General features: G+C 35.6%; 13 protein-coding genes and 1 pseudogene. 9 read left to right on the plus strand and 5 right to left on the minus strand.

The annotated features are described in order from the left end of the window. Positions 1-77: 77 nt before the first annotated feature. On the plus strand, positions 78-392 hold the full coding sequence (locus tag CWATDRAFT_RS23325; RefSeq protein WP_157134161.1) for a hypothetical protein: 315 nt from the start codon (positions 78-80) through the stop codon (positions 390-392). 17 nt (positions 393-409) lie between these two features. Here the strand turns inward: CWATDRAFT_RS23325 and CWATDRAFT_RS23330 are convergent, their stop codons facing one another. Beyond that, positions 410-1,936, minus strand: a complete 1,527-nt coding sequence (locus CWATDRAFT_RS23330; protein ID WP_007307328.1) for an IS5-like element ISCwa2 family transposase — start codon at positions 1,934-1,936, stop codon at positions 410-412. Between the two features lie 204 nt (positions 1,937-2,140). Between CWATDRAFT_RS23330 and CWATDRAFT_RS23335 the strand changes: the two genes are divergently transcribed. From CWATDRAFT_RS23335 to CWATDRAFT_RS23345, 3 genes are all read left to right on the plus strand, one after another. Further along, positions 2,141-2,749 (plus strand): hypothetical protein, encoded by a 609-nt coding sequence (locus CWATDRAFT_RS23335; protein WP_198139021.1) that lies wholly within the window; start codon positions 2,141-2,143, stop codon positions 2,747-2,749. A 19-nt stretch (positions 2,750-2,768) separates the two neighbouring features. Continuing rightward, a complete protein-coding gene (locus CWATDRAFT_RS23340) occupies positions 2,769-3,770 on the plus strand; it encodes a hypothetical protein (protein WP_007307317.1) in 1,002 nt (333 codons plus the stop codon). A gap of 125 nt (positions 3,771-3,895) precedes the next feature. Beyond that, positions 3,896-5,422 (plus strand): IS5-like element ISCwa2 family transposase, encoded by a 1,527-nt coding sequence (locus tag CWATDRAFT_RS23345; protein ID WP_007307318.1) that lies wholly within the window; start codon positions 3,896-3,898, stop codon positions 5,420-5,422. Positions 5,423-5,439: 17 nt separating this feature from the next. On the opposite strand, the gene CWATDRAFT_RS23350 is transcribed toward CWATDRAFT_RS23345, so the two are convergent. Further along, positions 5,440-5,862, minus strand: coding sequence for a collagen-binding domain-containing protein (locus CWATDRAFT_RS23350; protein WP_007307327.1), 423 nt, complete (start codon positions 5,860-5,862; stop codon positions 5,440-5,442). A 189-nt stretch (positions 5,863-6,051) separates the two neighbouring features. Continuing rightward, entirely contained in the window at positions 6,052-6,948 is an 897-nt protein-coding gene (locus CWATDRAFT_RS23355) for a glycosyltransferase family 2 protein (protein WP_007307326.1), read from the minus strand. A 168-nt stretch (positions 6,949-7,116) separates the two neighbouring features. Between CWATDRAFT_RS23355 and CWATDRAFT_RS23360 the strand changes: the two genes are divergently transcribed. The 3 genes from CWATDRAFT_RS23360 (at position 7,117) to CWATDRAFT_RS23370 (ending at position 9,359) form a co-directional block, all read left to right on the plus strand. Continuing rightward, the gene (locus CWATDRAFT_RS23360) at positions 7,117-8,166 is read left to right on the plus strand and encodes an adenosine deaminase (RefSeq protein ID WP_007307319.1); all 1,050 of its coding nucleotides are present in this window, start codon (positions 7,117-7,119) and stop codon (positions 8,164-8,166) included. A 173-nt stretch (positions 8,167-8,339) separates the two neighbouring features. After that, positions 8,340-8,642 (plus strand): YkvA family protein, encoded by a 303-nt coding sequence (locus CWATDRAFT_RS23365; protein WP_007307320.1) that lies wholly within the window; start codon positions 8,340-8,342, stop codon positions 8,640-8,642. An 18-nt stretch (positions 8,643-8,660) separates the two neighbouring features. Then, entirely contained in the window at positions 8,661-9,359 is a 699-nt protein-coding gene (locus CWATDRAFT_RS23370) for a response regulator transcription factor (RefSeq protein WP_042712252.1), read from the plus strand. 81 nt (positions 9,360-9,440) lie between these two features. On the opposite strand, the gene CWATDRAFT_RS23375 is transcribed toward CWATDRAFT_RS23370, so the two are convergent. Continuing rightward, entirely contained in the window at positions 9,441-10,004 is a 564-nt protein-coding gene (locus CWATDRAFT_RS23375; protein WP_007307325.1) for a TIGR04376 family protein, read from the minus strand. 29 nt (positions 10,005-10,033) lie between these two features. Then, on the minus strand, positions 10,034-10,735 hold the full coding sequence (locus CWATDRAFT_RS23380; protein WP_007307324.1) for a hypothetical protein: 702 nt from the start codon (positions 10,733-10,735) through the stop codon (positions 10,034-10,036). A 296-nt stretch (positions 10,736-11,031) separates the two neighbouring features. On the opposite strand from CWATDRAFT_RS23380, the gene CWATDRAFT_RS23385 reads away from it, so the two are divergent. Both CWATDRAFT_RS23385 and CWATDRAFT_RS23390 read left to right on the plus strand, forming a co-directional pair. Next, positions 11,032-13,614: an EAL domain-containing protein gene (locus tag CWATDRAFT_RS23385; RefSeq protein WP_007307322.1), complete on the plus strand. Its 2,583-nt coding sequence runs from the start codon at positions 11,032-11,034 to the stop codon at positions 13,612-13,614. Positions 13,615-13,641: 27 nt separating this feature from the next. Further along, positions 13,642-14,166, plus strand: a pseudogene (locus CWATDRAFT_RS23390) (DUF6444 domain-containing protein); the annotation flags it as partial.

Below are 14,166 nucleotides of genomic sequence, written 5' to 3' on the forward strand. Positions count from 1 at the left end.
TTTGATGCTGTGGTATGAGGCTCGAGGATCGTCGGCAGACTAGCATCCAAGCAGTGTACAGGCGTCGTATACCACGGTTGACTGGGGAACAAAACTTGTGCCTATTACTAGAGCAAGTAAAGTGGAATATAATTTTTATAGAGGACATTTTTTACAAGCCACTAACTCAAGCATACAAAAATATATTACCTCATTATAAAGATCCCATAACCAATAGAGCTTCAAATTTTAGAAATTTATCTGATAAAGATAAGCAGTTAGAATTAGACAAAGCAAGAAAAACAGCGTGTTTAAAGGCTAATAATGTTGCTTTAGTTATCGATGAAATTAATAGGGGTAATTCTTCTGCAATATTTGGCACAATTTTTCAATTGTTAGATAGGGTTTGCTGAAAAAGTTTCTCCAAAATTTATGCCACTTTTGACCAAGAATTTTCTGACAAATCAATAAATTTTAGTACATAAAAATTGTTTAACGTATAATCAAAATTAATGAAAGGCGGTTTGATGAGTTCCCCTGTTCTATTATTAGTAAATAAGGACAAAAAAAGCGACAAAAACTGCCTCAGAAGTTTACAAAGATTGACAACTAAAAATGTAATAGCAATAGATGTAATGGAGGTTTCAGGGAGTTTTGTCATCACGAGATTTATGCTAAATCTTCGTTTAGCTTGTCCAAACTTTCCCTCAATAGCATTACGGAAGCATTCATCGGAGTGGGCTTGTTTCTTTTCTTCTTCACTGACATTTTTCGGAGGTCTTCCTAACTTCGGACCACTGATTCTTATCCCTCTTTCCTTACACCAATTTTTGTTTTCCCTAGTTCGATAAATTTTATCTACATGGACGGATTCGGGATAATAGCCAAACGTTTCTTTATACTTTTCTACTTGTTCTTTTAAATGACAAGATTCATTGAAGTTTTCCAAACTTATTTTGTCTAGAAACACATAGTTATCTACACAGCTTACTGAGAGTTTAGCTCCAAACTCTATTGGTTTTCCTGCTTTTCCCCTCACTATTGGACGAATATGCGGTTGAGTTAAACTTACAATTCTTTGAGGAACACTCTGGGTCTTATTCTCCCACATTGACTGTTGTTGTTCATAAACTTTTTTGATAGTCTCTAGACAATTTTTCTGTCTTTTACTCAGATTTTCCAGGGAAGCCCCAGCTTGAATTAAGTCTTCTATATTTCCTAAATTTTTCTTAAGGTATTTTAACTGTTTCCCGATAGCTTTTCTTCTTTCTTGATAAGATACTTTTCGTTTTTTAGCTACTTTTAAGTATTCCTTTCTAGCAATTATTCTAGAAGTTCTCGGCTTTTTTCTCAATTTTACTCTTAATGGTTTATAAAGATTATCTATTATTCTTTCTGTCTCAATTCTGGCTTGATTTAATATGCCTAAATCCGTTGGGTATTTGATGTCTGCTGGCGCACAAGTCGCATCTAAAATTAGTTTACCTTTATTTTTTATTTTTTCTCCTTTTTCTTGGAGACAATCCTTTTTTTTTACTTCTTTATCACTCTTGTCTATTTCTCTTTTTACTATTTTTTTATTGATTTTGTTTATCAATTCTCCATCAATTCTTTTCCTAAAATGAACTAGCATTGAAGATTCCAGTGGTGGCTCTTGTTGATAACAATTTAAACCTATGAAGTATTGTAGATAGGGATTTTCTCTAATCTGTTCTATAGTTTCTCTATCACTTGTTCCTAATTTTTCCTTAATAATTAATGTCCCTAATGCCATTCTAAATAGTTTGGCTGGCGCACCTTTTTCTGCTGAAAAAAGTTTAGCATATTCTTCCTCAAAATCATCCCAAGGTATCAACTCTGCCATGATTACCCAACGATTATTGGGGGACAATTTGCCCTCGAAAGGTAATTCAAATTTTTCTGGGGGCGGTAAAGGTTGCTCCTCTTTTCGATACATTTGTTCTTGACCAACAACTGGGAGGTGTTTCTACCAATTATAGCGGTTTGTAGCCGACAAAGCTGATCTTTTTTGCGATCGCGAATATGGGTGTAACCTTTTAAAGAATAGGGTTTTGCTTTTATTCAGCAAACCCTAGATAGAGATGATGATGGTTGGTCATCCTATAGTGTTAATATCACGAAAATTGAGTTGATGACTATATTGGAATCAATTGGAGTTGAAGAAAAGCCTTTAGCAAATGAGCAATTTGAATATAAATTTCCTGGAGAAGAGAAATGGAAAAAAAGTTATTTGACTTTCCAAGGTCGGGTAAATGGATTGAACTTAAATCTTAAGGAGCAATCAATAAAAATTCCTCCTAACCTATCCATACTTTGCACAATGAACACATCAGATAATTCAATTTATTTTATGGATAGTGCATTTAAACGTCGTTGGGACTGGGAATTTATAAATTGGGATAAAACGAAACCACCAAAAGTTAACTACGGGAAGGAGCAAAATGGAACTTTAGACGAGCAAGAATGGTTTGATTTTATCAAAAAACTTAATGATTTTATCAAAAGTAATCATGCTTCTATTCGTGGAATAGAGGATAAGCAGATTGGAGAATATTTTATAAAAGAAAGACCAGTTACCTCAACACAAATACAAAATAAATTAATGTTTTTTATGTGGGACAGTGTATTTAATCGAGATAAAAAACCTTTAGTCAATCTTTTACAAGTTAATAAAGATAAGCTGGTTACTTTCGGAGATTTTACAAAACTTCATAATATTTTTGTTAACAAAATAATGAGCTATAATTAATTTTACAATTAAAGTAATTATGTTAGATTTTTCAGAAATCAGGTTAGTTAAGAATCCAAATGATAATTTCGTAGGAATTCGTAAGTCAGAATCAGGGGATGACTATGAATTTTGGTTACCTAATGGATTTGATGACTTTCCTGAAGAAGAGGAAAAAGATTTTGATCAGATTAGGGATTTATTTTTCAAAATGTATCGCACTTTTCGTAAGTTTGAAAATGATAATCAATCTAATCGTATTAATACTAATAACCCTGATTATCAACAAGATCAAGATCAGACAACGGTTTCTTCTGGTGGACTTTCTTTACAAACTGAAGAAGGAGAAGAGGTTACACTTTATAGTAAACTAAGAATGATTGAGCGTGTATTAGAAACCTATAATGATTTAGCTATCAATTCAATTCAAAAGAAGATCAAAAGAACAAATGATGTTGATTATTCTCAACTGTATAAATATTTAGATAGAGCAGTTTACTTAGAAAATGATGCAATGTATGTGGACACAATGGACTTACCTCGTCCAGTTTTACGTTATGAAAGCACAGATATTGTTTATCTATATTGCTATATTCTTGATGAAATAGTTCAACAATTAGATGAAGATGTTCCAGATAGTGTTAAGTGTCATATTCAGGACATAAGTTTTCTTGCTCAACATTTTAAGGATGATTATTTAACTAGCGAACAGTCAATTTTTGCTCAAGATACCTTTTTAGAAACAACTAATATTCTCAAAGAAGCATTAGATAATATAGACCAACATACTTACTATAAAGATACTGATTATTGGGTACTTTATGAAGCAATTGAAACCTTTTTATATGGTGAATTAAGTCCTGATTTAGATGATGGTGAATATTGGGGAATTAAAGGATTTTCATTGATTTGGGAAGATATGTGTAATACATATTTTTTCAAGCATCATAAAGATAACATTTGCTGTGCTGATACAGATATTAAATTAAATGGTCATGTTAATGATAAAAGAAAAGAAGATGATATAAATAGGGTTTGCTGAATAAAAGCAAAACCCTATTCTTTAAAAGGTTACACCCATATTCGCGATCGCAAAAAAGATCAGCTTTGTCGGCTACAAACCGCTATAATTGGTAGAAACACCTCCCAGTTGTTGGTCAAGAACAAATGTATCGAAAAGAGGAGCAACCTTTACCGCCCCCAGAAAAATTTGAATTACCTTTCGAGGGTAAATTGTCCCCCAATAATCGTTGGGTAATCATGGCAGAGTTGATACCTTGGGATGATTTTGAGGAAGAATATGCTAAACTTTTTTCAGCAGAAAAAGGTGCGCCAGCCAAACTATTTAGAATGGCATTAGGGACATTAATTATTAAGGAAAAATTAGGAATAAGTGATAGAGAAACTATAGAACAGATTAGAGAAAATCCCTATCTACAATACTTTATAGGTTTAAATTGTTATCAACAAGAGCCACCACTGGAATCTTCAATGCTAGTTCATTTTAGGAAAAGAATTGATGGAGAATTGATAAACAAAATCAATAAAAAAATAGTAAAAAGAGAAATAGAGAAGAGTGATAAAGAAGTAAAAAAAAAGGATTGTCTCCAAGAAAAAGGAGAAAAAATAAAAAACAAAGGTAAACTAATTTTAGATGCGACTTGTGCGCCAGCAGACATCAAATACCCAACGGATTTAGGCATATTAAATCAAGCCAGAATTGAGACAGAAAGAATAATAGATAATCTTTATAAACCATTAAGAGTAAAATTGAGAAAAAAGCCGAGAACTTCTAGAAAAATTGCTAGAAAGGAATACTTAAAAGTAGCTAAAAAACGAAAAGTATCTTATCAAGAAAGAAGAAAAGCTATCGGGAAACAGTTAAAATACCTTAAGAAAAATTCAGGAAATATAGAAGACTTAATTCAAGCTGGGGCTTCCCTGGAAAATCTGAGTAAAAGACAGAAAAATTGTCTAGAGACTATCAAAAAAGTTTATGAACAACAACAGTCAATGTGGGAGAATAAGACCCAGAGTGTTCCTCAAAGAATTGTAAGTTTAACTCAACGGCATATTCGTCCAATAGTGAGGGGAAAAGCAGGAAAACCAATAGAGTTTGGAGCTAAACTCTCAGTAAGCTGTGTAGATAACTATGTGTTTCTAGAAAAAATAAGTTGGGAAAACTTCAATGAATCTTGTCATTTAAAAGAACAAGTAGAAAAGTATAAAGAAACGTTTGGCTATTATCCCGAATCCGTCCATGTAGATAAAATTTATCGAACTAGGGAAAACAGAAATTGGTGTAAGGAAAGAGGGATAAGAATCAGTGGTCCGAAGTTAGGAAGACCTCCGAAAAATGTCAGTGAAGAAGAAAAGAAACAAGCCCACTCCGATGAATGCTTCCGTAATGCTATTGAGGGAAAGTTTGGACAAGCTAAACGAAGATTTAGCCTAAATCTCGTGATGACAAAACTCCCTGAAACCTCCATTACATCTATTGCTATTACATTTTTAGTTGTCAATCTTTCTAAACTTCTGAGGCAGTTTTTGTCGCTTTTTTTGTCCTTATTTACTAATAATAGAACAGGGGAACTTATCAAACCGCCTTTCATTAATTTTGATTATACTTTAAACAATTTTTATGTACTAAAACTTATTGATTTGTCAGAAAATTCTTGGTCAAAAGTGGCATAAATTTTGGAGAAACTTTTTCAGCAAACCCTACTTAAGAAATTTTTTAGTTGTGTAAATTCATTAGCCAGATTCGAGTTCTGAATTATGGAACCTCCACCATTCATATTAACAATAGCATTGAGATTACCACCATACTCCAAGTCAGTACCATTATTGACATTTTTAGGGTTTCCTTCTATGTCCCCAACTACCTTTAATCCAACTCCATCAAAAGGAAAAAAACTTCCTCCAGCATCACATTTAATACAGTAATTTGAAGAGCTTCCCAACAAATCACCACCAATAAAAGCACTTCCTTCTACGTCTGAATTGCTAGTAACATCTTCAAAAACCACTAAATTATAATCGCCTAATGAAAAGGCTGAAGCCGATGTCGACAAACTCGACACTATTGAAACTGCCGCCATTGAAACGCCAAGAGAAAAAGGTGAAATATTCATCGCTCTAATAAAAAAATCCTAAGATAAAATACCTAAGTACATATTATAGTCTATTCAAGAATGAAAGTGTTCCAGCCCACAGGAGGTAGAGAAAGAGTGGAAATTAACCCCGAAAGTGATCAACTATGGGGTATTGTTGTTACTCTCTTTACAGCGACAGCTTAACGGGGCAGTATGTCAAATAACGTTCTATAAAGATAAGGATTCCGAGGTATTAGGTGATTCTTCGGGATCGGGATATTTTAAAGAATTGGGATAGGGAGATTCTAAATTAGTTTCTCTCAATTCATCTACTTTCAGGAGGATTAAATATTCATAAAAAGCTTGTAAAGTACACCAAGCAAATCCTGCTTTGCCGTCTAAAATTCCCCCTAAAATAAAATACATATAAAACCAACGAACAACAGGACGCAATGGTATTCTTAAAGATAAATTTTTTAAAGCTCGTCTGCGTTCAACTTCGGTGGAACCAAAGAGTAATTTTTTCCAATTAACCCCCCCTTGTTGTAATTGATAAAGGGTTTCTTTGGCCTCATCGGTGGAATAACGATTATGTTTGTCGATCCAACGGCTTAAGCCTTTACCAGAGGTATAGTGAGGATAGGTTTCTTTGAGAAAATCTATCGCTCCACTATAAATTTCCCTTTCTGTGTGGCCATAATCTCCAAACCAGACTTCGCCTTTTTTAAACAAACGCATCTGATAACGGGGGTATTGGGTGCTGCGACGAATCCATCGACCCATAAAGATGACCCTCTCTGCTACATAGTAACCGATCGCTTCATTACTTTGACTGGCTGCCACACATTCGTCAAATAATTCTGGAGTCATGCGTTCATCTGCTTCTAAAATATAGACCCATTTATTTTTTGTGGGAATATTTTTCAGCATCCAAGTCCGTTGTTTTCCGTGACTTTCAAATTCGTGTTGCACAACTTTCACGGGGTAATGAGAAGCTATTTCAACGGTGCGATCGCTACTATAGGAGTCAACCACAATCACTTCATCGGATAAATTAATTACCGACTCGATACATTCGGCAATATCGACTTGTTCGTTATAAGTAAGAATATAGATAGAGATCATTAATCTTTTAAGATAATTTTAAGGTTAGGGTCAAATTTTAAACGCTTTTCTTCTATAGGTTAGTTTATCAAGGGAATTACAGTTTGTCCTTCCTGCCTCCTAATTTGTAACATTCCTCCCCTAAATCGCTATAAAATAAATCTTAAGATACATCACCAGGAGGTTTTTGTGGCACTATACGCGGACTTACATCGTCATTTGGGGGGATCTGTCGTTCCTCGTATTCTCTGGCGGTATTTCAAGCGTCATAACCCGGATATGGCGCAACGGTTTCCTGAATACCCTAACTTTGAGGAATTTTACACCCGCAAACGAAACACCCTGGATGAATACTTAGAGCTTCATACTTTAGTAGAAAGTGTACAAAGGGAAGAAACCCTTCCTTACTTTATCTATCGTTTAATTCGTGGGGCTTATATTTTCGAGAATTTGGCTTATTTGGAGTTACGTTATACTCCTTATCTTCGCACGCCAGAACATCTTAGTCAGTCCCAAAGAATTGAGACTATGGCTAATATTGTGGAGATAGTGGGTAAAGCTAGTCAAGTCAAAGAATATCCCATTATTATTAGTCAAATTCTCTGTATGCACTCTCGTTTACCCTACGAGGTAAATAAGGCAATTGTTGATTTAGCTGCACAAAGACGAGACTATGTTTGTGCTGTTGATGTTGCTGGGGGTGACTCCCATTATCGAGAAAGGTTGGATGAGTTTATTGATCTGTATAAATATGCGAGATCCCTTGGCTTAAACACCACTGGCCATGTTTATGAAACCCCTGATGGTTGTTACCCTGAATTATTACCTTATTTAATGAGAATTGGTCATGGTATCCAAATTCCTTTAAAATACCCTGAATTATTACCCCAACTAGCCGCAGCAAATCAATGTTTAGAAGTTTGTCCTACTACTTATTTAAAAACAGGAACTTTGGAGGATTTATCCGACTTAAAGATAGTTTTTGATCGCTGTTTTGCCGCAGGGGTTGATATTGTCATTTGTACAGACAACGCCGGACTTCATAATGTTCGTCTACCTTTTGAATTTGAAAATCTTTTAACTCAAGATGTGATCGATTTTAATCAGTTACAAGCTTGTCAAGATGCAGCTTTTCGTCATGCCTTTGCTTGGCCTTATAAGGAACCCCCTGCTTCTTTATTAATTGGTTTACTTAAGGAAAATTCTTCGGAAGAAGAACAAGAATTATTATCGGTTTAATTCCTTTTGTAGAGATGTTTAATTAAACGTCTCTACAACCATCAAGCATCATTGTATCCCAAGAATTGAACGGTTATCCGTACCTAACTAATGACATGGAATTTGAGCTAAAATGTTTACAGTAGGGTCGGCACTGCCTACCTTACCTAAAGAACCCAAAAAACCTAAAAATAATGAAATTTCCTTTACAATTTATTTATGATTGGTACCGAAACGCAATCCGTCACCCTCAATATCGTTGGTGGGTAATTTTTGGGACATTAGTTTATTTTGTCAGTCCCTTAGACATTTCCCCTGATATCTTTCCCCTTGCTGGACAAATTGATGATTTTGTGCTACTGACTTTATTAATAAGCGAATCATTTCAAATGATAATTGAAAAAGTACAAAACCCCGATCAGGTGGTTGTAGAGGATGCCCCAGAAGGTGAGACAATAGAGGTTAATGCGGTTTCTGTAGATGACAATTCAAATTAGAGTAAGGGGATACAAATGATGAGTGATTCTGCAACAATATTATTAGTGGATGATGAACCGAGTGTTAGAGAATCGGTGCAAGCTTATTTAGAATATAGTGGGAATTTAACGGTTAAAGTTGCTAGTAATGCAACCAATGCTTGGGAAATATTACAAACAATAATTCCTGATGTTATTATTTCTGATATTATGATGCCAGAAGTGGATGGTTATCAGTTTTTAGAAAAGCTACGGGATGACCCCCGTTTTCAAAGCATTCCCGTTGTTTTCTTAACCGCTAGAGGAATGACTTCGGATCGAATTAAAGGTTACAATGCTGGTTGTGATGCTTATTTACCTAAACCATTTGATCCCGAAGAATTAGAGGCAATTGTTAATAATTTATTAGAACGGAGAAAAGTTAATGGAAAAGCAGGTAGTGATTCAGCAAAATTAGAAGAAATAGCCCAAGAAATTCGAGAATTGAAAGAACAACTGGGACAACAACAGAACAATTTAACTACGACACCACCCCCAATAAAAATTGATTTAACCCCTAGAGAACAAAGTGTTTTAGACTTAGTTGCAGAGGGATTAATGAATAAAGAAATTGCGGCACGTTTAGAAACAAGTGTGAGAAATGTAGAAAAATACGTTAGTCGTTTGTTTAGTAAAACGGGGACAAATAGTCGTACCGAGTTAGTTCGTTTTGCTTTGAAACATGGTTTAACTGAGTGATTTGTTTAGGATACTCAAAAATGGATAAATTAGAATATTATCGTTTCTATACTACATTATACCATAACATACTACAGAGAATTACATATTTCGTTTTAATTGATCTAACTCATCATCCAATTCCCACTTTTTAAACTCTGCTTCTAGGGGGTCAGTAGCCTTATTATAGGTGTTGTAATTAATTGTCTCATTCCATCCCCTTGTATCATCATTAGTTTTAGCTTGAGTAGCTTGAGCTTGCCTTGCCTTAGCTTGTAATTCTTCCTTTCTCTTTCTAATTTGAGTTAATAGGGTTTTTCCATTGGCAAGTTGTTGTTTAGCTGCTTCCATTTGACCCCATAATTGATTACCTTGACGTAATAGAGTTGCTTCTCGTTCTTGGGCCCTTTGAGCTAAATCTAAACGTCCGGCACTTTTAGCTTTAGCTACTCGTTTATGCCAAGCTTGAATATCTTCAGCTAAAGATAAAATCTCAGCTTCTAGATGTTTTTTTTGACCTTCCTTTTCGACAATCAATTTTAAGGCTTCTTCTTCCTGTTCTCTTAATTGTTCCAAAAGAGCTTGTAATTCCAAATGGGGATTGTTTTTGAGAAATTCCTCTAAGCGTGTTTCTAAAAAGCGACTGAAATCATCAAAAATACTCATAAAGCAAATAATAAATTCTAGATTTTCAATTAAAAACCTTGTCCAACGTCCACATATTTAGTCTGACCATTATGATAGATAACGGCTTGTTGGTTTTGCACTCCCATAAGAATACCACCACTACTACCCACTGCTTCCCCAATTTCAAAGCGTCGACTCATACCATTAAAGGTAAAGATAGCAGTTGATCGTTCTCCCGACTCCAAAACCCCTACCAACTGATGACCAGTATTTCTAAGTAGTTGGGGATTAGCAGCGATTTCTGGGGGAACAGAAACGGTATTTTGCTGAGGAGTTGAGACAGCAGTAGGGGGAGGCAAGGGAGGTGCAGGGGGAAGATTGTTGCTAGGGGTAGAGGGGGGTTGTAGAGAAGGAGGAGCAGTTTTTGACTGATTGGGAGGATACATTGGCACATAAATCCGTTCTATCACCTTTTCCGGGGTGGGGGGTGAAGGGGGTTGGATGGCTAGGGTAGAGGGTTTTTTCTCTTGAGGGTTGACTAAAGTTTTTTCTCTTGAGGGTTGGTTGATAACATTCAAAGACTGTTGTAAATAAGCGATGAACTCAGTATCAGCAGGATTAGGGCTGTATTTTTCTGTTTTCGGTTGTTTTTGCTCAGATAAATAATGGAATGCCCACATTAATGCTAATAAAAAATAGACACCGGCAGCCCCAAAAAGGACTTTATCAAGATGTTTGGGCATTTGGCGATCGCTTTGACTTGGATGCACAGGATTTCCTCCCCACCTAGTAGATTAATTTTCATTATCATCTTAACCTTAGCAGCCTTAAGGTTTAGCAAACTCGGAAAAAGACACTGAGGAATTATGTTAGTTTCACCCAGGTTTTCGGGAATGTTATCAGTATAGCTCTTGGAGGGTTTTGGCATTTCCGCCAAGATTAGGGACTGCACGCCCCTATCTGTCTTACCACAAAAACTTTTATTTTTTTTCATTCACCAATGCTTATCGGTTACTTTTCTGTTTAGCACCTGTATCCTTCAAATCCAATTTTTCGATAAACTGTGATGAATAATCTTTCAGAAGTCCGACATTTGTTAGTAATCGCCGATCAAAAATCTAGACGTATTGTCCCTTTAACCGATAATACTTATTCCATTGGTCGCGATCCCAATAGTAATATTTTGTTATACGATCGCCAAGTATCCCGTCATCATGCGACTATATTAAAGATTGATGATAATACTGGCAATAATGATCAACCCTGTTATCCCATTATTGACGGTAATTTACAGGGAAAAAAAAGTACAAATGGCATTGCTGTCAATGGAAAACAGTCCCTGTCCCATGATTTAGCCCCAGGAGATTTAATCCGTTTTGGCAATCAATGTCAAGCCAACTATCATATGATTGCTGATTCTTCTGAACTGGCTTTATTAGAAGGTTCAGGGGATAGTAATAAAGAAATTAATACTTCTCTCCCCTTAGAAGAGTTGCTGTCTGAAAATAAAATTGCTTCTCTGGATAAAATTTTCTTAGAAGATGAGGAAGAAGACGCAGAGCAAGTTCAAACAATGTCCTTTAAGAAGCGGGAGAAAAAAACAGAGTCAGAATCCTTAAAAAATCAAGTATCTTTGGCTGATGCTAATCCAAATCCCATTATAGAAGTTGATTTTCAAGGACAGATTGTCTATCTCAATGCTGCGGCAAAAATAAAGTTTCCTGACTTAAATAAATTACAAGCATTACATCCTATTCTCCAAAATCTTGTTGGTGAGAGAACTCCCAAAGAAGGAACTTCTTTTGTGAGAGAAATACAAATTGAAAATATTTTTTTTGAGCAGCATATTCATTATTTAAAAGAGAGCGAATGTTTAAGAAGTTATTTATTTGAAATTACCAAGTATCGTAAAAGGGAAATCAAGTTAACCACTGGAAAAGACCGTTATCGTTTCTTTTTTGAGCAAAGTACAGAAGGCATTTTAGTTATCAATCCAGATACTAAGCATATCGTTGAAGCAAATCAAGCTTATTGTAAACTATTAGGCTATAGTAGTGCTGACATTATTGGTTGTAATCTTTATCAATTATTAGAGATAGAAAGAGAGAGCTTTAATCAAATATTAGAGCAAATCACTCCAGACAATCCTTATATAATTAGGGAGTCTTTTCATCGTCATCAAAATGGTTCATTATTAGCCGTTGCTGGTAAAATAAATCTCACAAACTATCAAAGACAAGAGGTTTTATGTTTAGTTGTGAGAGATATTCGTGACCGAAAACAAGCAGAAGAAGAACTACAATATCAACTTCTGCATGATCCCCTAACCAATTTACCCAATCGGCAACTATTTAAGCAACAATTAGCAACTGCTTTAGCCCATGCCAAACGCCACGAACATTTAATGGCAGTTATATTTATTGATATTGACTCCTTTACTCATATTAATAATACCTTAGGTCATTCTTTGGGAGATAAAGTATTACAAAGTTTTGCCAAAAGATTAAGTTCTTGTATTCGTGCAGGGGATATGGTGAACCGTTGGGGAAGTGATGAATTTGTTGTGTTGTTACCTCAAATTAAAAACACAGAAGACACGGTTAAATTAGCCCAACGTATTTTTGAAATTCTACAACGTCCTTTGATTTTAGGTAAACATCGTTTGCAAATTAAATGTAGTATTGGCATTGCTATTTATCCTCAAGATGGAGACAATGCAGAGGGGTTATTAAAAAATGCAGACACGGCTTTATATCGGACTAAAGAACAAGGAAAAAATTACTATCAATTTTATAGTCCCCATCTCACAGCAGAAGCGGAAATATTAATGCGTTTAGAAAGCCTCCTACATCAAGCTTTAGAGAAGAAACAATTTTTCCTTGAGTATCAACCACAACTAGAATATAAAACGGGTAAAATTGTGGGGATGGAGGCATTATTACGGTGGGAAAACCCAGCTTTTGGTGTCATTATGCCCCAGAAGTTTTTGCCCTTAGCCGCCAAAACTAACCTAATTTTACATTTGAGTAAATGGGTATTAAAAACCGCTTGTGAACAAAATTTGTCTTGGCAAAAAGATAATTTACCCCCCATTCCTGTGACAGTCAACTTATCTGCAAAGGAATTTCAGCAACCCCATTTAGCCACAGTGGTAGCTAGTATTCTGGACGAAACTGGCCTAGATCCTCAATGGTTGGAATTAGAAATTACCGAGTTAACCCTACGACAAAACTTGAATTTAGCCCGTAAAACTTTACAGGATCTACAAAATTTAGGGGTTCGTATTGCTTTAGATGATTTTGGCTGCGGTTTTTCTTCCTTAGGATACCTCAAACAATTTTCATTCCGTACATTAAAACTTCATCAAGACTTCGTCCGAGACTTACGAGGAACCTCCGAAGAATTGGGGTTAATTTCCGCTATTTTAGCCATTGGGAAAGGTTTTAATATGCGTGTTGTTGCCGAAGGGGTAGAAACCTCTGAGCAACTAAAAATATTAGAGGATCTCGATTGTAGGGAGATTCAAGGCTATTGGTTTAGTCATCCTTTACCCACCAAAGAAGCCACGGAACTACTAAGTAAAATTGCCAGGAACAATTATATAGATGTAATTGCTCACCGCAATAAAGAATCTGTCTTGACAACATAAAGGTAAAATCGGGGATTTTTATGTATAGTGGGGGTTATGACCACAAATGCTACCATTGATTCAAAGCTAGTTAGAGCTATCGCCGATGAACAGTTGGCGAACAATGTCTTCATGATTGAGTGGCTAGTCAAGGCACAACAACAGTTATCTCTTCAACAAAGACTGATTGACCAGCAACAACAACAAATCTCTACACAACAGCAAGAAATTGAAAAATTGAAAGAAGAGAGAGATAAGCTAAAAAACCGTAACTCAAAAAACAGTTCAGTCCCCCCATCATCAGACCAACTAAAAAAGCCTTCTGACAAAAAGAAACGCAAAAAAGGATTTAAACGCGGACCAAAATATGACCACCCAGGGAAGACCCGTAATGGTTTTGGTCAGCTCAGATAAGATAGTCCCTTTAGAACTAGAAAACTGTCCTGTTTGTGGGGGTTCAGTGGAACGAGATGAAGTAGTTCCACGAGAAAAGTCCAGCAAGTGGCTGAAGTAGTAGACCAACCCATAGAAATCAGGGAATATCGTCACGGATTCTGTAAATGTCCTAGCTTG

Source organism: Crocosphaera watsonii WH 8501 (assembly GCF_000167195.1).
Lineage (GTDB): Bacteria > Cyanobacteriota > Cyanobacteriia > Cyanobacteriales > Microcystaceae > Crocosphaera > Crocosphaera watsonii.

Excerpts from the sequence above, each read along its gene's own strand:
- CWATDRAFT_RS23365 (WP_007307320.1), top strand. The coding sequence starts at position 8,340 with ATGAAATTTCCTTTACAATTTATTTATGATTGGTACCGAAACGCAATC.
- CWATDRAFT_RS23330 (WP_007307328.1), bottom strand. The coding sequence starts at position 1,936 with ATGTATCGAAAAGAGGAGCAACCTTTACCGCCCCCAGAAAAATTTGAA.
- CWATDRAFT_RS23350 (WP_007307327.1), bottom strand. The coding sequence starts at position 5,862 with ATGAATATTTCACCTTTTTCTCTTGGCGTTTCAATGGCGGCAGTTTCA.
- CWATDRAFT_RS23385 (WP_007307322.1), top strand. The coding sequence starts at position 11,032 with ATGAATAATCTTTCAGAAGTCCGACATTTGTTAGTAATCGCCGATCAA.
- CWATDRAFT_RS23370 (WP_042712252.1), top strand. The coding sequence starts at position 8,661 with ATGAGTGATTCTGCAACAATATTATTAGTGGATGATGAACCGAGTGTT.
- CWATDRAFT_RS23340 (WP_007307317.1), top strand. The coding sequence starts at position 2,769 with ATGTTAGATTTTTCAGAAATCAGGTTAGTTAAGAATCCAAATGATAAT.
- CWATDRAFT_RS23345 (WP_007307318.1), top strand. The coding sequence starts at position 3,896 with ATGTATCGAAAAGAGGAGCAACCTTTACCGCCCCCAGAAAAATTTGAA.
- CWATDRAFT_RS23375 (WP_007307325.1), bottom strand. The coding sequence starts at position 10,004 with ATGAGTATTTTTGATGATTTCAGTCGCTTTTTAGAAACACGCTTAGAG.
- CWATDRAFT_RS23355 (WP_007307326.1), bottom strand. The coding sequence starts at position 6,948 with ATGATCTCTATCTATATTCTTACTTATAACGAACAAGTCGATATTGCC.